The sequence below is a fragment of the Streptomyces sp. TAA486 genome (assembly GCF_000426165.1).
In genome coordinates, this window is the sequence record NZ_AUEV01000002.1 from 286,274 (window position 1) to 310,538 (window position 24,265).

25 protein-coding genes are annotated in these 24,265 nt (G+C 70.6%); 14 read left to right on the forward strand and 11 right to left on the reverse strand.

Features of this window, described 5'->3' with window-relative positions:
• Nucleotides 1-21 precede the first annotated feature (21 nt).
• Nucleotides 22-2,046 carry a glycogen debranching N-terminal domain-containing protein gene (locus I004_RS32375; RefSeq protein WP_078510888.1) on the reverse strand — a complete coding sequence of 675 codons (2,025 nt, stop codon included), beginning with the start codon at nt 2,044-2,046 and terminating at the stop codon, nt 22-24.
• Between the two features lie 242 nt (nt 2,047-2,288).
• Here I004_RS32375 and I004_RS32380 point away from each other — a divergent pair, with 242 nt between their 5' ends.
• The 4 genes from I004_RS32380 (at nt 2,289) to I004_RS0105225 (ending at nt 6,818) form a co-directional block, all read left to right on the forward strand.
• The gene (locus I004_RS32380; RefSeq protein WP_078510843.1) at nt 2,289-3,401 is read left to right on the forward strand and encodes a LacI family DNA-binding transcriptional regulator; all 1,113 of its coding nucleotides are present in this window, start codon (nt 2,289-2,291) and stop codon (nt 3,399-3,401) included.
• 89 nt (nt 3,402-3,490) lie between these two features.
• A complete protein-coding gene (locus I004_RS0105215; RefSeq protein WP_028434600.1) occupies nt 3,491-4,738 on the forward strand; it encodes an extracellular solute-binding protein in 1,248 nt (415 codons plus the stop codon).
• Nucleotides 4,739-4,744: 6 nt separating this feature from the next.
• Nucleotides 4,745-5,932, forward strand: a complete 1,188-nt coding sequence (locus tag I004_RS32385) for a carbohydrate ABC transporter permease (RefSeq protein ID WP_486579746.1) — start codon at nt 4,745-4,747, stop codon at nt 5,930-5,932.
• Nucleotides 5,919-6,818 (forward strand): carbohydrate ABC transporter permease, encoded by a 900-nt coding sequence (locus tag I004_RS0105225; protein WP_199779328.1) that lies wholly within the window; start codon nt 5,919-5,921, stop codon nt 6,816-6,818. Before I004_RS32385 ends, I004_RS0105225 begins: the two co-directional genes overlap by 14 nt.
• Nucleotides 6,819-6,943: 125 nt before the next feature.
• Here the strand turns inward: I004_RS0105225 and I004_RS0105230 are convergent, their stop codons facing one another.
• The gene (locus I004_RS0105230) at nt 6,944-7,540 is read right to left on the reverse strand and encodes a hypothetical protein (RefSeq protein WP_037975036.1); all 597 of its coding nucleotides are present in this window, start codon (nt 7,538-7,540) and stop codon (nt 6,944-6,946) included.
• A 284-nt stretch (nt 7,541-7,824) separates the two neighbouring features.
• Nucleotides 7,825-8,769, reverse strand: a complete 945-nt coding sequence (locus I004_RS0105235; RefSeq protein ID WP_028434603.1) for an SDR family NAD(P)-dependent oxidoreductase — start codon at nt 8,767-8,769, stop codon at nt 7,825-7,827.
• Between the two features lie 393 nt (nt 8,770-9,162).
• Here I004_RS0105235 and I004_RS0105240 point away from each other — a divergent pair, with 393 nt between their 5' ends.
• The 5 genes from I004_RS0105240 (at nt 9,163) to ssuE (ending at nt 13,402) form a co-directional block, all read left to right on the forward strand.
• Nucleotides 9,163-9,714: a hypothetical protein gene (locus I004_RS0105240; protein WP_486579747.1), complete on the forward strand. Its 552-nt coding sequence runs from the start codon at nt 9,163-9,165 to the stop codon at nt 9,712-9,714.
• Between the two features lie 127 nt (nt 9,715-9,841).
• A complete protein-coding gene (locus I004_RS40165) occupies nt 9,842-9,922 on the forward strand; it encodes a putative leader peptide (protein ID WP_486579797.1) in 81 nt (26 codons plus the stop codon).
• Nucleotides 9,923-10,279: 357 nt separating this feature from the next.
• A complete protein-coding gene (locus I004_RS0105245) occupies nt 10,280-11,422 on the forward strand; it encodes an LLM class flavin-dependent oxidoreductase (RefSeq protein ID WP_028434605.1) in 1,143 nt (380 codons plus the stop codon).
• Nucleotides 11,419-12,807, forward strand: coding sequence for an MFS transporter (locus tag I004_RS32390; RefSeq protein ID WP_051344728.1), 1,389 nt, complete (start codon nt 11,419-11,421; stop codon nt 12,805-12,807). The genes I004_RS0105245 and I004_RS32390 overlap by 4 nt, the downstream gene beginning before the upstream one ends.
• Nucleotides 12,808-12,817: 10 nt before the next feature.
• Nucleotides 12,818-13,402: an NADPH-dependent FMN reductase gene (gene ssuE / locus I004_RS0105255; protein WP_028434606.1), complete on the forward strand. Its 585-nt coding sequence runs from the start codon at nt 12,818-12,820 to the stop codon at nt 13,400-13,402.
• Nucleotides 13,403-13,448: 46 nt separating this feature from the next.
• Here ssuE and ulaA read toward each other — a convergent pair whose 3' ends face one another.
• From ulaA to I004_RS0105275, 4 genes are all read right to left on the reverse strand, one after another.
• Nucleotides 13,449-15,050: a PTS ascorbate transporter subunit IIC gene (gene ulaA / locus I004_RS0105260; protein ID WP_028434607.1), complete on the reverse strand. Its 1,602-nt coding sequence runs from the start codon at nt 15,048-15,050 to the stop codon at nt 13,449-13,451.
• A 26-nt stretch (nt 15,051-15,076) separates the two neighbouring features.
• Complete coding sequence (locus I004_RS0105265) at nt 15,077-15,886, reverse strand: PTS sugar transporter subunit IIA (protein WP_028434608.1); 810 nt, start codon at nt 15,884-15,886, stop codon at nt 15,077-15,079.
• A gap of 76 nt (nt 15,887-15,962) precedes the next feature.
• On the reverse strand, nt 15,963-16,394 hold the full coding sequence (locus tag I004_RS0105270) for a TIGR03668 family PPOX class F420-dependent oxidoreductase (protein WP_028434609.1): 432 nt from the start codon (nt 16,392-16,394) through the stop codon (nt 15,963-15,965).
• Between the two features lie 14 nt (nt 16,395-16,408).
• Nucleotides 16,409-17,233 (reverse strand): LLM class F420-dependent oxidoreductase, encoded by an 825-nt coding sequence (locus I004_RS0105275; RefSeq protein WP_028434610.1) that lies wholly within the window; start codon nt 17,231-17,233, stop codon nt 16,409-16,411.
• A 191-nt stretch (nt 17,234-17,424) separates the two neighbouring features.
• On the opposite strand from I004_RS0105275, the gene I004_RS32395 reads away from it, so the two are divergent.
• The 5 genes from I004_RS32395 (at nt 17,425) to I004_RS32400 (ending at nt 21,062) form a co-directional block, all read left to right on the forward strand.
• On the forward strand, nt 17,425-18,150 hold the full coding sequence (locus tag I004_RS32395) for a DNA polymerase ligase N-terminal domain-containing protein (protein ID WP_078510845.1): 726 nt from the start codon (nt 17,425-17,427) through the stop codon (nt 18,148-18,150).
• 127 nt (nt 18,151-18,277) lie between these two features.
• Nucleotides 18,278-18,829, forward strand: a complete 552-nt coding sequence (locus tag I004_RS0105285; protein WP_078510846.1) for a methylated-DNA--[protein]-cysteine S-methyltransferase — start codon at nt 18,278-18,280, stop codon at nt 18,827-18,829.
• 64 nt (nt 18,830-18,893) lie between these two features.
• Nucleotides 18,894-19,409, forward strand: coding sequence for a sigma-70 family RNA polymerase sigma factor (locus I004_RS0105290; RefSeq protein ID WP_028434612.1), 516 nt, complete (start codon nt 18,894-18,896; stop codon nt 19,407-19,409).
• Entirely contained in the window at nt 19,406-20,113 is a 708-nt protein-coding gene (locus I004_RS0105295; protein ID WP_078510847.1) for a methylated-DNA--[protein]-cysteine S-methyltransferase, read from the forward strand. The genes I004_RS0105290 and I004_RS0105295 overlap by 4 nt, the downstream gene beginning before the upstream one ends.
• A gap of 88 nt (nt 20,114-20,201) precedes the next feature.
• Entirely contained in the window at nt 20,202-21,062 is an 861-nt protein-coding gene (locus I004_RS32400) for an SDR family oxidoreductase (protein ID WP_051344729.1), read from the forward strand.
• Here the strand turns inward: I004_RS32400 and paaK are convergent.
• From paaK to I004_RS0105320, 4 genes are all read right to left on the reverse strand, one after another.
• Nucleotides 21,051-22,403, reverse strand: a complete 1,353-nt coding sequence (gene paaK, locus I004_RS0105305; RefSeq protein WP_028434614.1) for a phenylacetate--CoA ligase PaaK — start codon at nt 22,401-22,403, stop codon at nt 21,051-21,053. The genes I004_RS32400 and paaK overlap by 12 nt on opposite strands.
• Entirely contained in the window at nt 22,400-22,819 is a 420-nt protein-coding gene (paaI, locus tag I004_RS0105310) for a hydroxyphenylacetyl-CoA thioesterase PaaI (RefSeq protein WP_028434615.1), read from the reverse strand. The genes paaK and paaI overlap by 4 nt, the downstream gene beginning before the upstream one ends.
• Nucleotides 22,820-22,965: 146 nt before the next feature.
• Nucleotides 22,966-23,724 (reverse strand): haloacid dehalogenase type II, encoded by a 759-nt coding sequence (locus I004_RS0105315; RefSeq protein WP_078510848.1) that lies wholly within the window; start codon nt 23,722-23,724, stop codon nt 22,966-22,968.
• A 170-nt stretch (nt 23,725-23,894) separates the two neighbouring features.
• Nucleotides 23,895-24,260, reverse strand: a complete 366-nt coding sequence (locus I004_RS0105320) for a VOC family protein (RefSeq protein ID WP_028434617.1) — start codon at nt 24,258-24,260, stop codon at nt 23,895-23,897.
• Nucleotides 24,261-24,265: the final 5 nt, after the last annotated feature.

Sequence of the window (24,265 nt, forward strand, 5' to 3'; positions counted from 1 at the left end):
CGGTCCTCCGGCGAGGTGGTCCTACTGCGCGGGCCCCGATGCCTCCACCGACACCGCACCGTCCGGGAACCCGGACACACGCGGCGTGCCGTCGGCGTCCACCGCGACCTCGAACTCCCGCTCCCCCAGCCGCAGTCCGCGGGCCCGCAGCGGCACGTACCCGGCAGCCATGCGCGGGCGCACCGTGAGCCGGCCGGAGGGTGCGTCCGCCTCCAGCCCCAGTACCGCCTGGAGAACCGTGACTGCCGAAGTCGCCGCCCACGCCTGCGGACGGCAGGCCGCCGGGTAGGGGGCGGGACGGGTGTCCGTGCCCGTGCCGTGACCGGCGAAGAGCTCCGGCAGGCGCCCGTCGAAGGAGACCGACGCCTTCACGAGCCCGGCCGCCAGCGACTCGGCCGCGGCGTAGTGACCGTCCCGCACCAGGCCCTGTACGGCGATGGCCGTGTCGTGCGGCCACACGGTGCCGATGTGGTAGCCGAGCGGGCTGAATCCGCCGGAGTCGGACGCGAGGGTGCGCAGCCCGAAGCCGGAGTCGAGGTGATGCCCGGCGAGGCGCGCGGCCACCAGGCGGCTCTCTCCCTCGTCCAGCAGCCCGGTGCCCAGCAGGTGGCCGATGTTGGAGGTGAGCGCGTCCAGCGGCTGCTTGTCGCTGCCCAGTGCGATGGCCGGGTAGGGGCCGTCGGCGTCCTCGACCCAGAACCGCTCGCGGAAGCGCACCCGCAGCCGCTGCGCCCACTCCTCCCAGCGTTCGGCGCCCGGGCGCCCGAAGGCACGCATCAACTCGGCGGCGGACAGGGCGGCTTCGTGTGCGTAGGCCTGTACTTCGCACAGGGCGACGGGCGGTTCGGCGAGGCGGCCGTCGCGGTGGCGCACGGCGTCACCGGAGTCCTTCCAGCCCTGGTTGGACAGTCCGCGTCCGGTGCTGTCGACGTACTCGAGGAAACCGTCCCCGTCGGCGTCTCCGTACTCGTCCATCCACACCAGCGCCGACTCGGCATGCGGCAGGAGGCGTTCGACCTCCTCGGCGGGCATGCCCCAGCGCCATGCGTCGTGCAGGAGCGTCACCCACAGCGGGGTCGCGTCGACCGTCCCGTAGTAGCAGGGCGGCACGGACAGGCCGTCGCCGAAGTTCAGTCCGTCGCGGCGTATCTCGTGCAGGATCTTGCCGGGCTGCTCCTCGGTCGCCGGGTCGCTCACGGCGCCCTGCCGGCGTGCGAGGGTCCGCAGCGTCCCCGCGGCGAGTTTCGTGCCCAGCGGGAGCAGCATGCGTGCGGCCCAGAGCGAGTCCCGCCCGAAGAGGGTGAGGAACCACGGGGCGCCCGCCGCGAGGAAGGTGTCGTTCTCCTCCAACGGGTCGGCGAGCAGCAGTGACCGGAGGTCCGAGCACGACCGGGCGAACCAGTGGTCGAGCCCGCGGTCGGCGGTGGCCAGAGCGGCGCCGGACACGAATTCGCCGCGTGCACGCGCAGTTGCCGGGCGGAACGCCTCGCCCTTCTCGTCCTCGATGGTGCAGCGCACGGTGGCCTGCCAGCTCTCGCGCGCGCCGAGTTCGATGCTGTAGCGCAACTCGGCCGTCCCGGCGGGTGCTTGCTCGACGGCGTGGGGTGCGGGTGTGCACGTGAGGCGTGCGGTCAGCTCGCCGTCGCTCCAGCTCAGCCCGTCCTTCTCCTGGACCGGGGAGACTTCGGAAACGCTGCGGCCCGACTTGATGGTCTCCATCGAGGCGAGGTCGCTCGCGGCGCGCAGCGTCAGGCGCACACGCACCCCGGTCAGGCCGGCGTTGTGGAGAGTGATCGTTTCGCTCAACTCGCCCGGTTCCACCGCGCGTCGGCGCTCGAGGGTGACCGCGGGGTCGGGGCTGTGCTCGGCCAGGCCGCGCAGCACCGTACGGAACGAGGCGTGTTCGGCGCTGTCGGGACCGCCGCTGATGGGTGCGTTCGGCACGTCCTCGGCATGGACCTTCAGCAGGGACAGGCCCCGGCGGTCACCGTGGTAGAAGCCGTCGGAGCCCTCGCTGATCTGACCGTCCGGGCGGGAGACCGCCATGCTGGGCGCGCGGAGCGTGATGCAGGCATCGTGCAGGAATGGCTGGAGTTCCGCCGGCGGGGCGGCTGCGCCCGGCGCACCTGTGCCGTCATGAGTCTTGACAGTTGTCTCCACGTGGGCGCAACCTCTCAGCCATTGGATCGATAAAAACGACCATAGCAAAGAGGTCAAGGGCTCAAATTGCCCTCTTCGCCCGGTAGATCGTCCATGTTTGTCAGCCTTCGCCCCCGGGAGCCCACCTCATGCCGTCTCGTTCCGCTCCAACGCCGCCCGCACCGGGTCAGGGTTCGGGTGCCGGTTCGGGTTCGGGTTCGGGTTCGGGTTCGGGTGCCGGTTCGGGTTCGGGCTCCGGCTCGGTCACGATGGCGATGGTCGCGCGGCGTGCGGGGGTCTCCACGCAGACCGTCTCCAACGCGCTCAACACCCCGGACCTGTTGCGGCCCGAGACCCTGGAGCGCGTCCGGCGAGCCGTGGACGAGATGGGCTACCGCCCGCACCGCGCCGCCCGTTCACTCCGTACACGTGCGAGCAGGCTGATCGGCTTCGGGATAGAGCCGGCGGGCCCCGGCAACATGGTGCTCGACCGGTTCCTGCACGCACTCTCAGAGACCGCCGACGCTGCCGGCTACCGGCTGCTGCTGTTCGCCGCGGGGTCCGGGCAGCGCGAACTGGCCGCCTACGAAGAGCTGCTCGGTGAGCACGGCGTGGACGCGTTCGTGCTGAGCAACACCGCGCACGGCGACCCCCGGCAGGCCTGGCTGGAGGAACGCGGCATCCCGTTCGTCGCCTTCGGGCGGATGTGGTCCGAGCAGGAAGTGGGCGACTGGGTCGACGTCGACGGCGCGGCGGGCACCGAGGCCGCGGTCGAGCGGCTGGTCGCCGAGGGCCACCGGCGCATCGGCTTCCTCGGCTGGCCGCCGGGCTCCGGTTCCGGCGACGACCGGGCCGAGGGCTGGCACCGCACGCTGCTCCATCACGGCCTGCAGACCGGACACCGCGTGGACAGCGTCGACGACGTCGGCTCCGCCGCCCGCGCCGTCCAGCCACTGCTCGACGCGGGTGTGACGGCGGTGGTCGCCGCCAGCGACACGCTCGCGCTGGGCTGCTACCGGGCCGTCACCAACTCGGGGGGCGTGCCGGGCCGCGACGTGTCGGTGGTCGGCTTCGACGACTCCACCGTCGCCCCTCTTCTCTCCCCGCCTCTCGCCAGCGTGGCGCAGCCGCTCGGCGACGTGGGCCGGGAGGCGATGCGTCTGCTGCTGGCCCGCATGTCCGACCCCGCGAAACCTCCCGAACGGGTGCTGCTGCCGCCCGCTCTCGTCGTACGAACGAGCCTCGGTACCGCTTCCGGCTGAATCCACGGCCGCACACGGCGCTCCATCACGACCGTCACCTCACACACCGTCACCTCGAATCTCCGCATCAACTCCTCCAGGAGGCCCGCATGTTCCGTCGCTCCACCGTGGCAGTCACCGCCTGTGCGGTGCTGGCCACCACCGCGACCGCCTGTTCGTCCGGGTTCGACAAGAGCAAGAACGGACCCGAGCAGGACAGCGGCAAGAAGCAGTCGCTGCGCGTTCTGATCGCCACCTCCGGTGACGCCGAGACCAAGGCCGTGAAGTCGGCGACCTCGGCCTGGGCGAAGAAAAGCGGCCACAAGGTCACCGTGCAGCTCGCAAAGGACATGGACCAGCAGCTCGCGCAGGCCTTCGCGGGCAACCGGCCGCCGGACGCCTTCTACGTCAACTCCGACCAGTTCGCGAACTACGCCAAGGGCGGCTCGCTGTACGCGTACGGGGACAAGATCCCCGACGCGAAGGACTTCTCCCCCGAGCTGCGCAAGGCCTTCACCTACAACGGCAAGCTCGTCTGCCTGCCCAAGGACTCCTCCACGCTCGGTCTTGTCATCAACACCGAGAAGTGGAAGGACGCCGGGCTGACGGAGAAGGACTACCCCGCCACCTGGGACGAGCTGGAGAAGACGGCGGACAAGCTGACCTCCGGCAAGACCACCGGGCTGGTGACCACGAACGAGTACCAGCGGCTCGGGGTGTTCATGAAGCAGGCCGGCGGCTGGATAACCGACTCCGGCGAGTCGAAGATGACCGCCGACAGCAAGGAGAACGCTGAGGGTCTCGGCTTCGCGAAGAAGCTGCTGCGCTCCGGGTCGATGAAGTTCGCCAAGCAGGTGGACACCGGCTGGGCCGGTGAGGCGCTCGGCAAGGGCAAGGCAGCCATGATCATCGAGGGCAACTGGCTGGCCGGCGCGATGAAGGCCGACTTCCCGGACGTCAAGTACAAGGTGCTGCCGCTGCCTGCGGGCCCCAAGGGCAAGGGAACTCTCGCCTTCAGCAACTGCTGGGGCGTGGCCAAGGAGAGCACGCACCACGAGGCGGCCATCGACATGATCCGCCAACTCACCTCGAAGAAGGAGCAGTTGGCCTCGTCCGACCAGATCGGCGTCATGCCCTCCCGCGACAGCATCATGAAGACCTTCGCGAAGGAGCACCCGGAGTCCAAGGCATGGGTTGAGGGCAACTCCTACGCCCAGAGCCCCGTGACGGTCCCCGGCTTCACCAAGGTCCTCGACCAGTTCAACGCCGATCTGCAGGGACTGAGCACCGGTTCCCCGGCGACCATCCTCTCCACGCTGCAGCGCAACGGCGAACAGGCGATCAAGAAGGGCGACTGACCCCGCATGCCGACCACTGTCACCGAGCGCCCGGCGCCGCCGCCTGCAAGGCGGCGGCCCGGCCTCCCGGGACTGCCCGGGCGCTCCCGATCCCGTACGACCCGCGGACGTGAAGGGCTGTGGGGCTGGCTGTTCGTGAGCCCCATGGTCCTCGGTCTCGGCCTCTTCATGGCGCTGCCCATCCTGATGGCCGCATGGGTGAGCCTCCTGAACTGGAACGGGCAGTCCAACCCGTTCACGCCGGACGCCGACTTCGTGGGTCTGGACAACTACCGCAGCCTGTTGGCCGAGGACGGGCTCGCGCGCACGCTGCTCGCCACGTCGCTGCGGAACAACACCTACTTCGTGCTGCTGACAGTCCCGCTGCAGACGGGCCTCGCCCTCACGCTGGCGATCGTCGTCAACCAGCGGATGCTGCGCGGCCGGAGCATGCTGCGCACCACGTTCTACTTTCCCTCCGTCACCAGCTCGATCGCGGTGTGCACGGTCTTCCTCTTCCTCTTCCAGGGCAGCGGCGCCGTCAACGAACTGCTGAGCTGGATCGGCGTCAACGGACCGAACTGGTTCCAGGATTCGCGCGGAGTCCTGTGGGTGCTGTTCGACGCGCTCGGGATCACCGAAGGCAAGCCGGGCGGTTTCCTCGCCGCACACGGGATGCTGGGCCTGCCCTTCTCGGAGTGGCTGGCCGGTCCGTCCGTGGCGATGTGCACCCTCATCATCCTTGCCGTGTGGACGACTTCGGGCACGTTCATGCTCATCTTCCTCGCGGCGCTGCAGAACATCCCGCGTGAACTGGAGGAGGCGGCGGCCCTGGACGGAGCGGCGCGGCGGCACGTTCTGCGCCACGTGCTGCTGCCGGCGCTGCGCCCGGTGCTGTTCCTGGTGACGACGCTCGGGCTGATCGCCACCTGGCAGGTCTTCGACCAGGTGTACGTGCTGGGGCAGGGCGAGCCGGCCAACACCACGCTCACGCCCGCGTTCCTCTCGTACTCCTACGCGTTCGACAACGCGGAGTTCGGTCAGGGTGCGGCCATTTCGTTCGTCCTGCTGGCGATCGTGCTGCTGATGACGGGAGTTCAGCGCTTCCTGCTGCGCGAACGTGGCGGAAGCCGGAGCTCGCGGCGTCTCGCTGCGGCTTCCTTGCGGCAGCAGGTGTCCGGTGAGGGGAAGGAGGCGCCCGGTGCGCACCACTGACGAACCGCTCTCCACGGACGAACGGCCCGTGCTGGCTCGCTTCCCCCGTCCCGCCCGGCTCGCGGGCTACACGTTGCTGCTCGGCTTCGCGCTGCTGTACGCGCTGCCGTTCCTGGTGCAGCTGGCGACCGGCTTCAAGAGCGACCCGGAGGCCGCCTCCAACCCGCTGTCTCTGTGGCCGGAGGCGCCGACGACGGCCGTCTTCGAGAAGTTGGCCGGCTTCGGCGGCGACGGTGAGGGCGTGCCGTTCATGCGGTGGCTGGGCAACAGCACCCTGGTGACGGTCGTGGTGACGCTGGGCCGCGTCCTCTTCGACTCGGCGGCCGGGTACGCGCTGGCGAGGCTGCGGTTCCGTGGCCGCGCCATGCTGGTCGCGTTCGTGATCGCGGTGATGGCCGTGCCGCCCGTCGTGCTGCTCATCCCGAAGTTCCTGGTCCTCAACACCCTTGGGATCTTCGACACTTACACCGGGATGATCGTGCCGCTGCTGTTCGACGCGGCGGGGATCTTCATCATGAAGCAGTTCTTCGAGTCCATACCGAAGGAGGTCGAGGAGGCGGCCCGCATCGACGGTGCGGGCGTCGGACGGATCTTCTGGTACGTGGTGCTGCCGATGTCGAAACCTGCGCTGATCACCGTGACCCTGCTGTCGTTCCAGGGCTCGTGGAACGAGTTCACCCACTTCCTGGTGGCGACGCAGTCCAGTGACTACGAGACCCTCACGACCGGTCTGGCGCGGTTCGTCTCCGGCGGCCTGGGTGCGGGGACGCAGTATCCGCTGAAGCTGGGCGCGGCACTGCTCTCGACGATTCCGGTTGCGGTGCTCTTCTTCTGCTTCCAGCGCTACTTCATCCGCGGGGCGAACGCCGGTTCCGTGAAGGAGTGAACACGGCGCGAAACACAGCGCTCCCGTCCCCGTGTGCAGGGGGCGGGAGCGCTGTGCTGTGCTGTGCTGTGCTGTGCTGTGCTGTGCTGTGGTCAACAGGCCGGTGAGCGGCCTGCGTTGCGGCCTCAGTCCGTCAGGTTGTTCGGACGGTAGGGCTTGTACTCGCTGCCGGAGGCCAGACCGTAGTCCAGGACACGGTGGTCCGTGCCGTGGCCGCCTCGCTGCTCGAACGCCGAGTAGGCGGTGTGCGAGTCGTCGGTCCACTTCTCGAAGATCACCACGTGGCGGGTGGTGTTGGAGCCGTCGGCGTCGATGAGCAGGTCACCGGGCTTGAGATCGCCCAGGTTGATCGGGGTCGTCAGATCCCGGTTGCCCGCCAGCTCGACGGTGTTGGGACCGGACTTCCACAGTCCCAGAGTCATCGAGACGTAGCCGGAGCAGTCCTGCCGGTAGCCGTCCGACCAGACCTGCGTCTGGCTGTAGGGGACCTGGGCGCCATTGTTGGCGGTCAGCCAGGTGGCCGCGCGCTCCAGCATCTGGGCCCGCGTGATCGCATCGGCCTTGGCCGCCCTCTCGCTCTTGGCGGCGGCCGCGGCGGGCTTCTCGGCGGGGGTCGCCGTCGCGGTCGACGGCAGGACCGCGAAGCCCAGAACGGCGGCGCCGCCGGCGGCCACAGCGGCGAGGGATATTCGCGCTCTCCGGCTGATGGACGTCAGAGACATTGCGCTCCTCTTGGTGGGGGGAGATGTGCTCGCCCGGGCCCTCCGGCCCGAAGCAGGCACATCCTGGTGCCGCCCTCCTCGAGAACACCGCCCTCGTGTACGAATGTTCACCTGATGAGCACAAGCGGAATCGGGCATCGGGACAGGAGTGCGTCTTGTACTGACACACATTCACCGCGGATTCCGCAGGTTCGCCCATTGAAGCCGACGGGCCCTCAGGGCACCGGAGTTGATGGCGGACGGCGAGGCTCTTCGGACCGTCAGGCCGTCCATGGGGCCGTCCTTCAGGCCGTGAGGGTCTCGACGGAGACCTGCCACAGCCTCGCGGCAGCCTCGGGGTCGACCGCGAAGGGTGCGACCCCACGCGAGGAGCCGGGCTCGCTGAGCGGCGCCTGGTTGCAGTCCTCGAAGTAACGCCCGCCGACGCCTTCCAGCAGCGACGACGTCGCGAGGAGCACATTGGTGGCAGCGCCCTGTCCGGGCGTCTTCCACGCCGGCACGTTGCTGCCTGCCGCGGCGCGCTGCCGTTCGAGTTCCGCCTCACTGATGTGACGCTGCAGACGGGTGCGCACGGCGCCCGGCATCGAGGAGTTGACGGCGATGCCGTCGCTCTCCCAGCGATCCCACGCACCGACGGCGAACAGCGCGTTGGCCGACTTGGACTGCGCGTAGGCGGACCAGGGATCGTATTCGCGCGTGCGGAAGTGGATGTCCTCGAAACACACCGGCGAGTGCAGGTGCGAGCTTGAGCTGACCGACACCACGCGCGAACCGCCCGCCTCCGCCAGCGCCCTGTGCAGCCCCACGGCGAGCGCGAAGTGGCCCAGGTGGTTGGTGGCGAACTGCAGCTCCCAGCCTTCCGGCGTACGCACCAGGGGCGAGGCCATGACTCCCGCGTTGTTCACCAGGATGTTCAGAGGGCCCTCCCACGCAGCCAGGAACCCCGCCACGGACTTGCGGTCGGCCAGGTCGAGCGGGGCGACGCGGATCTGCTCGTTTCCCGTGGCGGCGACGATCTCCGCGGCCGCGCGCCGCCCCGCCTCCACATCGCGCACGGCGAGGGTCACCTGAGCCCCGGCACCGGCCAGCGTGCGGGCCGTCTCCGCGCCGATGCCGGAGGCGCCGCCGGTGACGACGGCCCGGCGTCCGGTCAGGTCGATGCCGTCGATGACCTCTTCGGCGGTGGAGTCGGCGGTGAAGGGAGTGCTGACAGGGGCAGTGTCGGTCATGGTCTTCCCGTCTCGCGCGGCGGTCCGGAACGGGAGGCCCGGCGCCCTGGGGCACAGCGGGAACCTCCGCAGGAACCACTTCACCGGAGCCCACTCCGATCATCAAACGGGCCTGTCCGCCGCTCGGGCGAAGGCACACCTGTACGGATCAGCGCGGTCCGCGCACCGGGCGGGGCGGGCGGACGGTGCCGAGGGGCCCCGCGGGCTCCGCGGCGGCCCGTCCGCGGATTGACAGCGCTGCCCCCGGTGCGAGCCTGGAAGAGCCGGTGCGCCGCTCCCCCCGGACGACGGCGGGCACGGCTGCCCGGCGGCGTGTGCAGCGTGTGCAGGCGCCCGGCAGAGCACGCGCCCGGCAGAGCAGGAGCCCGTTCCCCGGACCGATGGGAGCAACCCATGACCCATACGACGCACCGCGGGACGGGCAACGCCCGCACGGCCGCTGCCTCGGCTACCGGGCCGATGAGGGCTCCGCTTGCCATCTACCTCAACGACCACCTCCTCGGGGCCACCAGCGGAAGCGAACTCGCACGCCGTGTGGCGAAGCAGCACGCGATGTCCGCCGCGGGCGCGACGCTGGTCCGCCTCGCCGACGAGATCGCGCAGGACCGCACCGCACTGCTGCGGATCATGCGGGATCTCGGCGTGCCGGTGCGCCGGTACAAGATGGGCGCCGGGTGGCTGCTGGAGAAGGCGGGCAGAGCCAAGACCAACGGCTTCGTCGTGCGGCGCGCCCCGCTCAGCAGCGTCCTCGAACTGGAGACCCTGCGCCTCGGTGTCGAAGGGAAGCGGCTGATGTGGCTGGCGCTGCGCGCGATGACAGGACCGCAGGCGGCCGTCCTCCACGACCAGCAGCTGACACGGCTCCTCAGTCGTGCGCACGAGCAGGCCGACACCCTGGAACAGCTGCGGCTCAAGGCGGCCGTGGATGTTCTTTCGAGGTACTGAGGCGGCGCCCCGTCGGGCCGATGGGCCGACCCTCATCACCCGCGGCGGGCGAACCATCCGTCTCACCTGCTGAAACGTGAGCGGGTAGGGGTTGAACCCGGCCGACGGCTCGCACAGAATGCGAAGCATGACAGCTGCTGCCGGACCCCTCGTGGAGCGCCTCCACGTCGACCTGTGTCGCCAGTCCAGCGCGACCTGTAACAGCTGATTCCCCGGCAGGGCCTCCTCGGCCCGCCGTCCTCCCGTTCGCCTCGCGGCTGATCCTCCGCGGCTGAACACCCTCCCAACACCCGTGCCGTGCCCGGGGGTTCGCGTCGTGCGCGCGAGCCCTCGACCCGGCGTGCGGCGGTGTGTCCGGATCTGCGAACACCCTTGCCGGCCGGGCTTCGCCGTGCCGTGTCCGCGTTGGGGCCCGGCCTCCGGCAGCGGCCCCTCGCCGTGCACCCCGTTCTCCCCCTCTGGAGTCTCCGTGTCTTCCTTGTCCTCCGGCCAGTCCGAGTCCCCGAAGTCCCCGGCGCCATCAGCCTCTTCGGGGCACTCCCCCGCCCCCACTCCACCGCCGCCGCTGACGTTCCACTGGTTCCTGCCGACGACGGGCGACAGCCGCCACATCGTCGGCGGCGGCCATGGCTCGACCCCGGGAACGGCCGGCGGCGACCGTCCGGCATCCATCGAGTACCTCGGCCAGATCGCCCGCACCGCCGAGCAGTTGGGCTTCGCCGGAGCGCTCACGCCGACGGGAGCGTGGTGCGAGGACGCATGGCTCACCACCGCGATGCTCACGCAGGTCACCGAACGTCTGAAGTTCCTCGTCGCCTTCCGGCCCGGACAGATCTCCCCGACGCTCTCCGCGCAGATGGCCGCGACATACCAGCGCCAGTCGCACGGCCGTCTCCTCCTCAACGTCGTCACCGGCGGCGAGACGGCGGAACAGCGCGCCTACGGCGACTTCCTGAGCAAGGACGAACGCTACGCGCGCACCGGCGAGTTCCTCGACATCGTGCGCCGCCTGTGGACCGGTGAGAAGGTCGATCATCACGGCGAGCATCTGCGGGTCGAGGGCGCTCAGTTGAACCGTCTGCCGGAACCGGCACCGACGGTCTACTTCGGGGGCTCCTCCCCCGCGGCGGGCGAAGTGGCCGCCCGCCACACGGATGTGTACCTCACGTGGGGCGAACCGCCGCAGCAGGTCAAGCAGAAGATCGACTGGGTGCGTTCACTCGCCGCCGCCCAGGGACGCGAGGTGCGCTTCGGAATCCGGCTGCACACCATCAGCCGCGACACCTCCGCCGAGGCGTGGACGGAGGCGGACCGGCTCCTGAAGGGCATGGACCCCGACCGCATCAAGGCCGTCCAGGAAGGCCTGTCCGCAAGCGAATCGGAGGGGCAGCGGCGGATGCGCGAGCTGCACGGCAGCGGCACCAGCGACAAGCTGGAGATCTACCCCAACCTGTGGGCCGGGGTCGGGCTGGTGCGCGGCGGCGCGGGCACGGCCCTGGTGGGCAGCCACTCGGAGGTCGCGGACCTGATTGAGGAGTACCACCGCCTGGGCATCGAGGAGTTCGTGCTCTCCGGCGTCCCGCACCTGGAGGAGGCGTACTGGTTCGGTGAGGGCGTACTGCCCCTGCTGGAGCGGCGCGGGCTGTGGCAGCACCCGGACGGCGCCCGTTCGACCGAGGCGGGCATCGTCCCGTTCGCGGGCCGGTGAGCACGGTGCAGCCCGAGGCCCCGGCACCCACGGAACCGCGCGAGCTCAGGACCGTCGTGCTCTCCAGCCTGCTGGGCACGACCGTCGAGTGGTACGACTTCTTCCTCTACAGCACCGCCGCGGGGCTGGTCTTCGGCGAGCTGTTCTTCCCCACGACGAACGGCTCGGTCGGCACGATGCTGTCGTTCGCGACCTTCGCCGTGGGCTTCCTCGCCCGCCCGATCGGTGGTCTGCTCTTCGGTCACATCGGCGACCGGATCGGGCGCAAACGCACGCTCGCCTTCACGATGAGTCTGATGGGCGTCTCGACTGCGCTCATCGGGCTGCTCCCGACGTACGAACAGGTCGGCATCCTCGCGCCGGCACTGCTGCTGGTCCTGCGCGTCGCCCAGGGCGTGGCGCTCGGCGGCGAGTGGGCCGGTGCGGTGCTTCTGGCGGTGGAGTTCGGGCCGAACGGCCGCAAGGGCCGCTTCGGCAGCTATCCGCAGATCGGACTGGCACTCGGACTCGCCCTGGGCACAGGGGCGTTCGCCCTGCTCAACAACGTGCTCAGCGACGAGGCGTTCCTCGGATACGGGTGGCGCGTGGCGTTCCTGGTCTCCCTGGTGCTCGTCGCCGTCGGCCTGACCGTACGGCTGAAGATCGACGAGACCCCGGCCTTCCGGGCCGTGGCTCATCTGCGCGAACTCACGCAGTCGGCCCCGCTGGTGGAGCTGCTGCGTGCCCGCCCGTCACGTCGTCACGTCCTGCTGGGCATGCTGGCCCGCTGGGGCGAGGGCGCGGCGTTCAACACATGGGCGGTCTTCGCGCTCACCTATGCGACGACGACGCTGCACCTGGACCGCAGTTCGGTGCTGCTGTCCGTCACGGCGGCGGCGCTGGTGATGGCGGTCGCGATACCCCTCTCGGGCAGGCTCACCGACCGTCAGGGTGCGCGCCGCGTCTACTTCGTCGGCATGGGCCTGTTCGCCGTGTCCGTCTTCCCCGCCTTCTGGGTCTTCGGCGTCGGCGGGCCCTGGGGCTTCGCCGCGGTGCTCGTGGTGACCCTGGGCCTGGTGCACGCCTACTTCTACGGCGCCCAAGGCACGCTGTTCGCCGCGCTGTTCGCGACGCAGGTGCGCTACACGGGCATGTCGTTCGTCTACCAGATGTCCGGCATCTTCGCCTCGGGCATCACCCCGCTGATCATGACGGCGCTGCTCGCCCTCGGTGACGGCACGCCCTGGGCGGCGTGCGGATATCTGGCGCTGACCGCGCTCGTGAGCATGTGGGCCACGTCGCGGCTGCGGGAGCGGGACCTCTATGTGGTCACCGGCGGCGGACCCCTCGGGGACCGCCCCGAGCCCAGTGCCCCGCGCTCGCCCGCCGTCCCCCAGACCTCATAGGAGAACCGCGATGCCCAACATCCTCACCATCTCCGGCAGTCCGTCGGCCCGTTCACGTACCTCGTCGCTCGTCCGTCACGTCGGCGGACTGCTCGCCGAGGAACGCCACGACGTACGGCATGTCGCCGTGCGCGACCTTCCACCCGAGGCGCTGCTCGCGGGGAACGCCTCCCATCCCGCGATCCGGGAGGTCATCGAGGCGATCGACTGGGCCGACGCCCTCGTGGTGGGCACACCCGTCTACAAGGCCGCCTACAGCGGGCTGCTCAAGACGCTGCTCGATCTGCTGCCCCAGTTCGCCCTGGCGGGGAAGACGGTGCTGCCGCTTGCGACCGGCGGCAGCACGGCGCACGTCCTGGCGATCGACTACGCGCTGCGGCCCGTCCTGACCTCACTGGGCACGGACAACGTGCTGCGGGGCTGGTTCGTCCTCGACAAGCACGTCTCCGCGGAGGCGGAGGGTGCAGCTGTCGTCGCCGCGGAGGCCGCGGACGGCGTCACGGAGACCGTGGCCCGGCTGGTCGGCAGCCTCGCCGCGGGGCCCGCGGCGGCTGCGGCTGCGGCTGCCCGAGGCGGGCTGGCCCGCGCGGTGTGAACTCCCGGGCAGGGCCGCCTCCTTGGGCCCCGGAGGCCCGGCCTTGTCAGTCCTGATTCGCGGGCGGTGGCGGCGGGACGGGAGCACCACGGGGCGGTGCGAGCTTCGCGTGGCCCGCGCCGGTGCCCGTGGACTGCGCCGGAAGCTTCGCGGCGGCCGTGGCCGTCGCGGGCTCGTCCGCTTCGTCCTGCTGCGGCGGCAGCAGGACGTCGCGGCGGGCCCCGGGATCCCAGCCGCGTTCCACGACGCGCTTCTGCATCAGCACCGCCCCGCCCAGGACGATGGCGCCGATCAGCAGCATCAGCACGACGCCCGCGGTCTCACCGGCCTTGGCCGCGTTGCCGATGAGGGTTCCGAACCATCCGAAGTCCGCGTCCCCGAACGTCGTGTTCTCCTCGCCGAAGGCACCGAGAACCTTCAGCAGCAGCGCGGGCAGGAAGGTGATCAGCACACCGTTGAGGAAGGCGCCGATCGCCGCCCCGCGCCGTCCGCCCGTCGCATTGCCGTAGACACCGGCCGCACCGCCCGTGAAGAAGTGCGGCACTAGGCCGGGCAGTACGAGCGCGAGGCCGAACGCGGGCCCGAAGACGGCGGTGAGCAGCCCGAGTGAGGCGAGACCCCCCGTGAAGCTGGCGATGAAGCCGATGAGCACGGCGTTCTGCGCGTACGGGAAGACCATCGGCGCGTCCAGCGAGGGCACCGCGCCGGGAACGACCTTCGAGGCGATCCCCTGGAAGGCGGGGACGAGTTCGCCGAGGATCGTACGGACTCCGAAGAGGATGACGGCGACGGAGATCCCGAACTGCAGACCCTGCATGACGGCGCTCATCACGTAGTTGCCGACGTCGCTCGCCGCCTCTCCCCCGCCGGCCGCGAACACCTTGAACGCGGCCTTCTCGCCCGCCTTCGCCAGGTGGACCAGCGCCATCACCACGTAGATCAGCAGCATGGACAGGGCGGTGGCGACCATGGAGTCGCGCAGGAAGCGCAGCCCCTCGGGCAGGTTCATCTCCTCGGTGCTGCGGCTGCGCCGGCCGAAGAGCTGTCCGGCCGCCCCCGCGGTGACGTAGCCGGCGGTGCCGAAGTGCCCCATCGCGATGCTGTTGTTGCCGATGATGCGCTTGGTCCACGGATGTGCGAAGGCGGGCATGGAGACGAGCATGACGGCCAGCAGCACGCCGCCGACGAGGACGACCACGAGCGAGGTGAGTCCGGCCGTGGCGAGCACCATCGTGATCAGCGTGGCCATGAAGAGAATGTGATGGCCGGTCAGGAAGACGTAGCGCAGCGGCGTGAAGCGGGCCAGCAGCAGGCTCAGCACGAACCCGGTGATCATCAGCCAGGCGACGCGGGCTCCGAACTGCTCCTGCGCGATCCCGACGATCGCCTCGTTGGTCGGGATCACGCCGTGCGCCCCGGTCGAGCCCTGGATCATCTCCCCCAGCGGCGCGAGGGAGTCGACGACGAGGCCGGCACCGGCGTTGATGAGCAGAAAGCCGAGAGTCGCCTTGATGGCTCCTCCGACGACCTGACCGGCGGGCTTCCTCAGTGCGATCAGGCCCGTGGCCGTGATCAGACCGATCAGAAACGGAGGCTGGCTGAGGATCTCGTTCACGAGAAACTCAGCGGTGGAGATGAGCGGGCCCATGGGTGCCGCCTGCTCCCTTCCCGTCCTCAGACGTCGTAGGTGTCGCGGAGAGCGCCGTCGACATCGGCGGTGCTCGTGAAGTCCTCGATGACGCGGACGGGGACGCTGATGCCCGCCAGGGCAGAGGCGATCTCGCGTGAGGTGAAGACGGCGACGGCCTCCGACGCCTTGCCCTTCGCCGAGACGGTGTCGGTCGCCTCGACGGTGACGTGGGAGGTCCAGCCCCAGCGCTGGAGCACCTGCTCCAGGGTGTTCTTCAGGAACAGACTCGTGCCGAGCCCGTTGCCGCACACCGTGAGGATCTTGTGCACCGCGGCTCCGCCGCTCCGCCGGGCTGTCTTTCCGGAGGCTCCCGCGTCACCCTCGCCCTCCCCGCTGCCGGAGCCCGGGCGGCCGGCGAGCACGGCGAGGAGTGCCTCCGGCGTGGCCGCGTCCTTCAGCGCCCGCGAGGTCTCGGGGTCCGCCAGCAGCTTCGCCAGTCCGGCCAGCGCCACCTGGTGGGCACGGCTGTCCTCGGCTGCGAGTCCGACGACCAGGTCCACGGGGTCGTTCGACTCGTGCCCGAACTCCACGGGTTCCGCGAGGCGCACCCATGACATCCCCGTGATCAGCACCGCGGGTGACGGGCGGGCGTGGGCGAGCGCGAAGCCGGGAGCGATGACGATGTACGGACCGTTCTCCTCGACGTTCCGGACCATCTCCGCCGTGTAGTCAGCAGTGCTGATCCCCGTCCGTGTCATCAGCTCGCCGGCGAGCCGCACGGCCTCACGCCAGTCCCCGGCCTCGGCATCCAGCCGCACGGCGTCACTGGGGAGGAGTTCACTCACTGTCGCCATGAGGCGGATCGTTGCACGCTCGCCGAACTGCGGAAGCGGCGGGGGCCGACAAACGGAACGCCCCGCGGGTGATTCGTCAGGTGGCCCGCCAGCCCGCCCACCGTGCGACGGCGATCTCCACGACCGGCCCCTGAGGGGGTCTGGGTCCGTACTGCCGCACGTACCGCTGCGTGAGCAGGTCCGCGTATGCGGAGGACGCCGGGGAACCACCGGCCGGCGGCAGCACGCGGCCGGTGCCGTCGGCGCGCGCCCACCACAGCCGCTCCCAGTCCTCGTCGTAGGAGTCGACGAGGAGCGAAAGGGCGGGGTTGGAACGGATGTTGGCGAGCCGCTTCAGCCGGTGCGACTCCTTCGGCTTGTGGTCGACGGCGAAGACGACGACGTCGCCGGTCATGGCGAAGGTGACGGGGACCAGGTGCGGACGCCCGTCCGCGTCGGCGGTGGCCAGCGTCGCGGACCGTGCCTGGGCGAAGCGCTCCCGCGCCTCGTCACCCGTCATCCTCGGCATGCGGCACGGCCTCCTCAGTCGAACTGCTCGGCGACGGCTGCGAGTCGGTCGAGCACCTCGATCGACTCGCGCTCCGGACGCGTCGGCAGATACAGCAGAACGCGCTCGGCGCCCGCGTTCGCGTAGCCCTCGATCGTCGCCGGGTCGTCCGCGGCTCCGTACACCGTCACCGGGACCTCCCGTCCGGCCTTCGCACGCATCCGCTGGATCTGCGGTGCGAGCTGCTCGGGCGAGACGCGGTTGGCGAGCCAGGCGTCCCCCAGCGCGGCCACCCGGTCGAAGGCGCCCTCGCCGCCGCCGACGTAGATGGGTGGATGGGGGCTCTGCACGGGCTTCGGCCACGACCATACGGGGCCGAAGTCCACGAACTCGCCGTGGAATTCGGCCTTCTCGGCCGTCCACAGCTCGCGCATCGCACGCAGCCGCTCGTCGGCGAGACGGCCGCGGGTCGACGGGTCGGTCCCGTGGTTCTCCATCTCCTCACGGTTCCAGCCGACACCGACTCCGAAGATCGCCCGCCCGCCGGAGACCAGGTCCAGGGACGCCACTTCCTTCGCGGTGACGATCGGGTCCCGCTGCGCGATCAGCGCGATGCCCGTGCCGAGCAGCAGCCGGTCGGTGACCGCCGCGGCGTTGCTGAGCGCGACGAAGGGGTCGAGGGTGCGGTAGTAGATCTCGGGCAGATCGCCGCCTCCGGGGTAGGGCGATCGGCGCTCCACGGGGATGTGGGTGTGTTCGGCGATCAGCAGCGAGTCGAACCCGCGTTCCTCGACTGCCCGGCCCAGGGCGTCGGGGGCGATTCCCTGATCGGTGATGAAGGTCGATACGCCGAATTTCACGGTGGTTGCTTCCCTTCCGTTCGCGTCGTGGTGCGCGTGCCGGTCACTCCCCCCGGACGGCGGATGTACCCGGAATCGCGCCGTTCACTACAGCGCTCCCGGCGGCCGTGATCTTCCCGCTGACGCGAGCGGTGCGGGTCGCGCCGTTGTGGGCACCCGTCCGCGGTGTTTGTCCGCCGGAAGGAGCCGCGGTGAGCGAGAAGGCAAGGAAGAACACGAAGGAGCCCAGGACCAGGAAGAACGCGCGGGGCGGGGAGACCGGGACCCGGAGCGCCGCAAACAGCGGGAAGAGCGGTGAGAGCGCCGCCAAGGACGGCCAGGGTGCCCAGCCGGACACACTCAGGCGCTACCGCGGCAAGCGGCACTTCGGTCGGACGAGCGAGCCACGCGGCGCCGGGACCGCGCCGTCCGAGGGCCGCGGCAGCTTCGTCGTGCAGATCCACGACGCGAGCACCATGCACTTCGACTTCCGGCTGGAAGTGGAGGGAGTGCTGAAGTCCTGGTCGGTCCCGAAGGGCCCCTCGCCGGATCCGCGTGAGAAGCGGCTGGCGATTCCGACGGAGGATCACCCGCTGGAATACCGCGACTTCGAAGGCGTGATCGCGGCAGGTGAGTACGGGGCAGGCACCGTCATCATCTGGGACGAGGGAACCTACCGGCCGATCTCCGAGAACTTCGCGGACGCCCTTCGGCGCGGGCATGCGACGTTCTGGCTGGAGGGCGGCAAGCTCCGCGGCGGCTATGCGCTCACCCGGTTCCGCGGCGGCGGGGACGATGGGCGCGAGGCCTGGCTGCTGGTGAAGGAGGCCGACGCACGGGCGGCTCGTAAGGGTGGCACGCCCGATCCGCAGCGAGCGCGTTCCGCCCGCACCAGGCGCACGCTGAAGCAGGTGGCCGCGGAGGAAAGGGCCGCCTGAGCGGCAGCCGGAGCGACCCGGGGACCGGCGGAAATTTCTGCCGTCCCGGTCTCACGCCCGGGGCTCCCGTCACGTCTTCCTGGTGTGGACCGGAAGAATCGGCCACAGCGCGGAAGGGAGCGGGACGATGACTGCAGGGACGCACGCCGGCCGGACCGGCGGCACGAGGAGCGCCGGGAGTGTCAGGCACACGGTTTTCCTCTCGCCGCTGGGCGCGCTCACGCTCGTGGCCGACGGCGACGCACTGACCGGTGTCTACTTCGAGAACCATCGGCGCGGCCCGTCCCCCGACGAGATCGGGCCGCGTGACGCGACCGGCTTCGACGAGGCGCTGCGGCAGCTGGAGGAGTACTTCGCGGGAGAGCGGCAGCGCTTCGACCTGCCGCTGGCACCGCGTGGAGAGCCCTTCCAGCAGCGGGTGTGGGAGCTGCTGAAGAAGATCCCCTACGGCGAGACACGCTCGTACGGCGTGCTGGCCCGCGAACTGGGCGACCGGGCGCTGGCGCAGGCCGTCGGCGCGGCCAACGGCCGCAACCCGATCTCCGTGGTCGTGCCCTGCCACCGCGTCGTGGGTGCCGACGGCGCCCTGACGGGTTACGCGGGCGGGCTGGAGCGCAAGAGGCTCCTCCTGGAGCTGGAGGGGGCGGCGTCGGTGACGCGTACGGCCCGGCTCTTCTGAGGGCCTGCTCGTCCGTCCGCCCACGGCAGCAGCCGGGGCGGGGAACCGCCTACGGGGTGTGGATGTGACCTTGAGACCTTTCGAGCAGATCGTCACCGAGTACGGGCCGATGGTGCTCCGGGTGTGCCGAGCCGTCGTCGGACCGGTGGACGCGGAGGACGCGTGGTCGGAGACGTTCCTGGCGGCGCTGAAGGCGTACCCGCGGCTCCGGGAGGACGCCAACGTCGAGGCGTGGCTGGTCACGATCGCTCACCGCAAGGCCATCGACCTGGTACGGGCCGGCTCACGCCGTCCCGTCGCCGTCGCCGAGGTCCCCGAGCCCCCGGCGGATTCCGTCACTGGGGCCGGGGGCGGGGCTCAGCAGTGGGAGCGCGACGGGGAGTTGTGGGACGCGCTCCAGGCGCTGCCGCAGCGCCAGCGCGCCGCGGTCGCGTACCACTACCTGGCCGGCCTGCCCTACAGAGAGATCGCCGACATCACCGGCGGCAGCACCGACGCGGCACGCAGGGCCGCGGCGGACGGCATCAAATCCCTGCGCAGAAGCGTTCCACGCCGCACGGAGGAAGGCGAGAAGCGATGAGGACTCCTGCAACCCCCACGCCCGGCGCAGCCGGCGCATCCGGTGCGTCCGGTGCGTCCGCCGTGCCCGACTCGACTGGCGCGTCGGGCACCGCACCCGGGGACGGCGACCTCGGACTGTTCGCGGCGCTGCCCACCACTGACGCGGCGGCGCAGGGGCGCCTCCACTCCCGTCTGGTGGACCGCGCAGGGCGCGACCGGCTCCTGGACGTCGCCTACCGCACGCTGGAGACACCGGTGGGGTCTCTGCTGCTCGCCGCCACCGAGGAGGGCCTGGTTCGCGTGGCCTACGACGTCCAGGGCCACTCCGCCGTGCTGGCGGACCTCGCCGAGCGCGTGAGTCCGCGCGTGCTGCGGGCGCCCGACCGGCTGGAGCCGGCCGTGCGGCAGATCGAGGAGTACTTCGAGGGGGGGCGCACCCGCTTCGAACTCGCCCTGGATCTCCGGCTGACGAAGGGGTTCCGGCGCGAGGTCATCACGCATCTGGCCGACATCGGATACGGCCGCACCGAGAGCTACGCGCAGGTGGCGGCCGCGGCGGGCAGCCCGAGGGCGGTACGCGCCGTCGGCACCGCATGCGCGACCAATCCCCTGCCCGTCGTCGTCCCGTGTCACCGGGTGGTCCGTTCGGACGGCTCGGCGGGCGGCTACGCCGGAGGCCCCGAGGCCAAACTGACGCTGCTGAGTCTGGAGGAGGCGGCCTGATCATCCGGGCCCACCCCGGGCACCCTGTCAGCACCGGCAGCGCCACCGGATCCCCGGTGCCCGGTCGCAGACGAGGAGCAGCATCACCATGGACGACCACCCCACCGGCGGCGCAAGCGGACGCGGCGCCTCCGGCATCCCCGGAAGCAAGGCCGCCGTTGTCACCGGATCGGAGTCCGGCATCGGCAGGGCGACGGCCGCCGCGCTGGCCCGGGACGGCTTCGACATCGGCGTGACCTGGTTCGTGGACGAGGCGGACGCGCAGCGCACGGCCGAAGAGGTCCGCAGTCACGGACGGCGCGCGGAGGTGCGTCACCTCGACCTGACTCGACTGCCGGGACCCGAGGCCGTGATCGACGAATTCGCCGACGCCTTCGGCACGTTGGACGTACTGGTCAACGCGGCAGGGGACAACCGGTCCGCACCGTTCACCGAGATGACGTTCGAGGACTTCCGTCATGTGATGCAGGTGGACCTGGAGGGTCCGTTCCTGCTGAGCCAGCGCGCCGCCCTCCGCATGATCGGCCGGGGAAGGGGCGGCCGCATCATCAACGTCACGTCGGTGCACGAGCACACGCCTCTGCCGTCCGCCGCCGCGTACAACACCGCCAAGCACGGACTGGGCGGACTCACGAAGTCGATGGCACTGGAACTGGCCGCGCACGGCATCACTGTGAACGCCGTCGCCCCGGGGCTCATCGCCACCCGCATGTCCGGCCTGGAAGGCGCCGACGTCCGCACCGTGCACCGCCCGGCGCTGCCGGCTGCGCGTCCCGGCGACCCGAGGGAGGTCGCCTCCCTCATCGCGTGGCTCGCCTCGGAAAACGCGGCCTACACGACCGGCCAGTCGTATCCCGTCGACGGCGGATTCCTCATCGCCAACCCGCAGTTCACGACCAGCAACTTCGGTGCCGACGGGAGCGCCACCACCCAGCCGTCAGCTCCGTGAACGCTCGTCGACGACCCGGCGGATCTTGCCGACCGAGCGTTCCAGCGTCTCCGGCTCGACGGCCTCGACCTCGACGCTCAGCCCGATCCCGTCCTTGACGGCCTGGGCGACGGAGCGTGCGGCCTCCTCGCTCTGTGCCGGAGCTGTGCCGGGCCGGGACTCGACGCGCACCGTCATGTGGTCGAGGCGGCCGCGGGTGCTCAGCCGCAGCTGGAAGTGCGGTGCGAGCCCCTCGCTGCGCAGCAGGATCTCCTCGACCTGGCTGGGGAAGATGTTGACGCCCCGAAGAATGATCATGTCGTCGCAGCGCCGGGTGACCTTCTCCATGCGGCGGAAGGCGGGGCGTGCGGTGCCGGGCAGCAGCCGGGTCAGATCGCGGGTCCGGTAGCGGATGACCGGCATGGCTTCCTTGTTGAGCGAGGTGAAGACCAACTCGCCCTCGTCGCCCGCTGCTTGGAGCACGTCGGTGACGGGGTCGACGACCTCCGGGTAGAACTGGTCCTCCCAGATGTGCAGGCCGTCCTTGCTTTCCACGCACTCCTGCGCGACGCCGGGCCCGATCACCTCGGACAGCCCGTATATGTCGACGGCGTGGATGCCCAGGCGCTCCTCGATCTCGGCGCGCATCTCTTCTGTCCACGGCTCGGCACCGAAAATGCCCGTCCTGAGCGAGGTGCCGCGCGGATCGACGCCCTGGCGTTCGAACTCGTCCAGCAGCGTGAGCATGTAGGACGGGGTGACCATGATGATCTCGGGTTCGAAGTCCTGGATGAGCTGGACCTGCCGGGCCGTCATCCCTCCGGAGACCGGGATGACGGTGCAGCCGGCGCGCTCCGCTCCGTAGTGCGCGCCGAGCCCGCCGGTGAACAGGCCGTATCCGTAGGCGATATGGACCTTGTGTCCGGGACGGCCGCCCGCCGCCCGGATCGAGCGGGCGACCATGTCCGCCCACATCGAGATGTCGTTCTCGGTGTAACCCACCACGGTGGGGCGGCCGGTGGTGCCGCTGGAGGCGTGGATGCGGCGCACGTCCGCCATGGGCACGGCGAACATCCCGAACGGGTAGGTCTCGCGCAGGTCGGCCTTGGTGGTGAAGGGGAACCGGGCGAGGTCCTCCAGGGTGCGGCAGTCCTCGGGGCGCACGCCCGCCTCGTCGAACTTCCTTCTGTACAGCTCGACTTCGTTGTAGGCGGTGTGCAGTGTCCGCTGGAGGGCGGCCAGTTGGTACGCGCGCAGTGCTTCCGCGCCCATCCGCTCGCCGGCGTCGAGCAGGTGCTCGGGCATCGCCTCGCCGGTCCTGCGCGGCACGCGGGCGGAGGCCGGGGTCTCGCTCGTCGTCATCGGGAGTCCTCCACGCGCCCAACGGTGCGGCTCCGGCCGCGGAATTCGGCTATGACCTCGCCGTCGCGCAGGACGCTCACGTCGTAGATCCCGCTGCGGCCGTAAGTGGTGCGCTCCTCGGCGAGCGCCGTGAGCGTATCGCCTTCCCGGGCCGGCTTGACGAAGGAGATGTCCGCGCCGGAGGCGACGGTGACCGGGCCGTGGCTGTTGCAGGCGCAGGCGAAGGCCGTGTCGGCGAGGAGGAAGATGTAGCCGCCGTGTGCGATGCCGTGACCGTTGACCATCGACGCGGTCACCGTCATGCGCAGCTTCGCGGCGCCGTGCGCGGCCTCCAGCAGCTCGATGCCCAGGGCCTGTGAGGCCTCGTCCGCGGCGAACATCGCGTGCGCCGCCCCGTCGCTCATGGCTTGCGTCATGCGTTCCACGCTCTCGTACTCGCTCCACCGACCGACCATTCGGTCACCATCGAGGCGCGGTCCAGTAATCCAGCAACGGCATCGGGCTGTCAAGGGCCGGACCTGCACGGCCATACGCCGGGGACCGGCCCGGGGCTCCGGCCCGGCTAGCCCTGGCTCTGGCCGTTGGCGCGTTCGGCCAGCACCTCGGCGAGCTCCTCCAGGTCCTCCGCCGTCCACTTGGGCCGCGACATCGTCTCCGGGTAGTGGACCGTGCCGCGTCGCAGCCAGGCCCCGGCGAGCCCGGCGCGCTGCGCACCGTCGACGTCCCACGGATGCACGGCTATGAGCAGCGCCTCGCCCGTCCGTACGCCCGCCCTGCGCACCGCGTACCGGTACGCGTCGGGAGCGGGCTTCCAGCAGCGCGGCCCGCTCACGCCCAGCAGCGCGTCGAACTGGTCGCGCACACCGGCCCGTTTGAGCAGCCCGTCGGTCAGATCGGCCGAGCCGTTGGTCATGGTCACCAGCCGGAACCCTGCCCTGCGCAGCGCGTGGACGCCGCCAGGAACATCGGGATGCGGGGGCAGTTCGGCCATGCCCTCCAGAATGTGCCGGGCGGCGTCGTCCGCCTCGTCCGGGCCACGCCCGTCCAAGGCGACGAGGAGCGTGCGGATTCCGTCCCGTGCGATGTCGGCGAAGTCCGCATACGCACCGGCGGCAGCCAGCGCGAAGCCGTCACGCAGCACTCCCGCGAACCACGTGGGCATGAGGTCCGCGGGCGCGCCGACCTGCTCGAAGCGGTCCCGCAGCGGTGTCATGTCGCTGAGGGTCTCGTTGACGTCGAAGACGATCGCCTTGAGCTGGTAGCCGGACGGCGGTGGCGGTACGGAGTCCGCCTCGTGGGGCTCGGGTTGTTCCGGGGGCATGTTCCGCAAGATACCCGCAGGCCCGCCGACTGCGGGGCGCCACGAGTGAATCGTGTGTGACCGGCACGCGCCGGTCGGACCTCCCGGTGCGTCTCCGGCGGAGCTGCACCTTTCGGGACGGGCGCAACGCCTCCAGCTTGACGGGGACTTCGCGGACCGCCTGACAGTCCTCAGGGCCGGTGACAGACGGCCTCGACGTTGTTGCCGTCGGGATCGCGGACAAAGGCCCCGTAGTAGGAGTCGTGGTATTCGGGCCGGAGTCCGGGCGCGTGCAGGACCTCGGCACCCACTGCCTGGGCCGCGGCGTAGAAGGCGTCCACGGTGGAGCGGTCGGAAGCGGTGAACGCGATGTGCACCTCGCGCGAGGGCGCGGGGTCCTTTGCCGGGACGAGCCACAGCGGGTGCCCCGTGACACCGAAGCTGATGTTCTCGCCGAACTGCTTCTTGCGCTCGCCGCCGAGCGGGGCGAGTACGGCGTCGTAGAAAGCGGTGCTGGCCGCGATGTCATTCACCTGAATAGCGATGTGGTCCAACATCCGCC

Coding starts and splice junctions, on each gene's coding strand:
- I004_RS32375 (WP_078510888.1), bottom strand. CDS start 2,046: ATGGCGGTCTCCCGCCCGGACGGTCAGATCAGCGAGGGCTCCGACGGC.
- I004_RS32380 (WP_078510843.1), top strand. CDS start 2,289: ATGCCGTCTCGTTCCGCTCCAACGCCGCCCGCACCGGGTCAGGGTTCG.
- I004_RS0105215 (WP_028434600.1), top strand. CDS start 3,491: ATGTTCCGTCGCTCCACCGTGGCAGTCACCGCCTGTGCGGTGCTGGCC.
- I004_RS32385 (WP_486579746.1), top strand. CDS start 4,745: ATGCCGACCACTGTCACCGAGCGCCCGGCGCCGCCGCCTGCAAGGCGG.
- I004_RS0105230 (WP_037975036.1), bottom strand. CDS start 7,540: ATGTCTCTGACGTCCATCAGCCGGAGAGCGCGAATATCCCTCGCCGCT.
- I004_RS0105235 (WP_028434603.1), bottom strand. CDS start 8,769: ATGACCGACACTGCCCCTGTCAGCACTCCCTTCACCGCCGACTCCACC.
- I004_RS0105240 (WP_486579747.1), top strand. CDS start 9,163: ATGACCCATACGACGCACCGCGGGACGGGCAACGCCCGCACGGCCGCT.
- I004_RS40165 (WP_486579797.1), top strand. CDS start 9,842: ATGACAGCTGCTGCCGGACCCCTCGTGGAGCGCCTCCACGTCGACCTG.
- ssuE (WP_028434606.1), top strand. CDS start 12,818: ATGCCCAACATCCTCACCATCTCCGGCAGTCCGTCGGCCCGTTCACGT.
- ulaA (WP_028434607.1), bottom strand. CDS start 15,050: ATGGGCCCGCTCATCTCCACCGCTGAGTTTCTCGTGAACGAGATCCTC.
- I004_RS0105265 (WP_028434608.1), bottom strand. CDS start 15,886: ATGGCGACAGTGAGTGAACTCCTCCCCAGTGACGCCGTGCGGCTGGAT.
- I004_RS0105270 (WP_028434609.1), bottom strand. CDS start 16,394: ATGCCGAGGATGACGGGTGACGAGGCGCGGGAGCGCTTCGCCCAGGCA.
- I004_RS0105285 (WP_078510846.1), top strand. CDS start 18,278: ATGACTGCAGGGACGCACGCCGGCCGGACCGGCGGCACGAGGAGCGCC.
- I004_RS0105295 (WP_078510847.1), top strand. CDS start 19,406: ATGAGGACTCCTGCAACCCCCACGCCCGGCGCAGCCGGCGCATCCGGT.
- I004_RS32400 (WP_051344729.1), top strand. CDS start 20,202: ATGGACGACCACCCCACCGGCGGCGCAAGCGGACGCGGCGCCTCCGGC.
- paaK (WP_028434614.1), bottom strand. CDS start 22,403: ATGACGACGAGCGAGACCCCGGCCTCCGCCCGCGTGCCGCGCAGGACC.
- paaI (WP_028434615.1), bottom strand. CDS start 22,819: ATGACGCAAGCCATGAGCGACGGGGCGGCGCACGCGATGTTCGCCGCG.
- I004_RS0105315 (WP_078510848.1), bottom strand. CDS start 23,724: ATGCCCCCGGAACAACCCGAGCCCCACGAGGCGGACTCCGTACCGCCA.
- I004_RS0105320 (WP_028434617.1), bottom strand. CDS start 24,260: ATGTTGGACCACATCGCTATTCAGGTGAATGACATCGCGGCCAGCACC.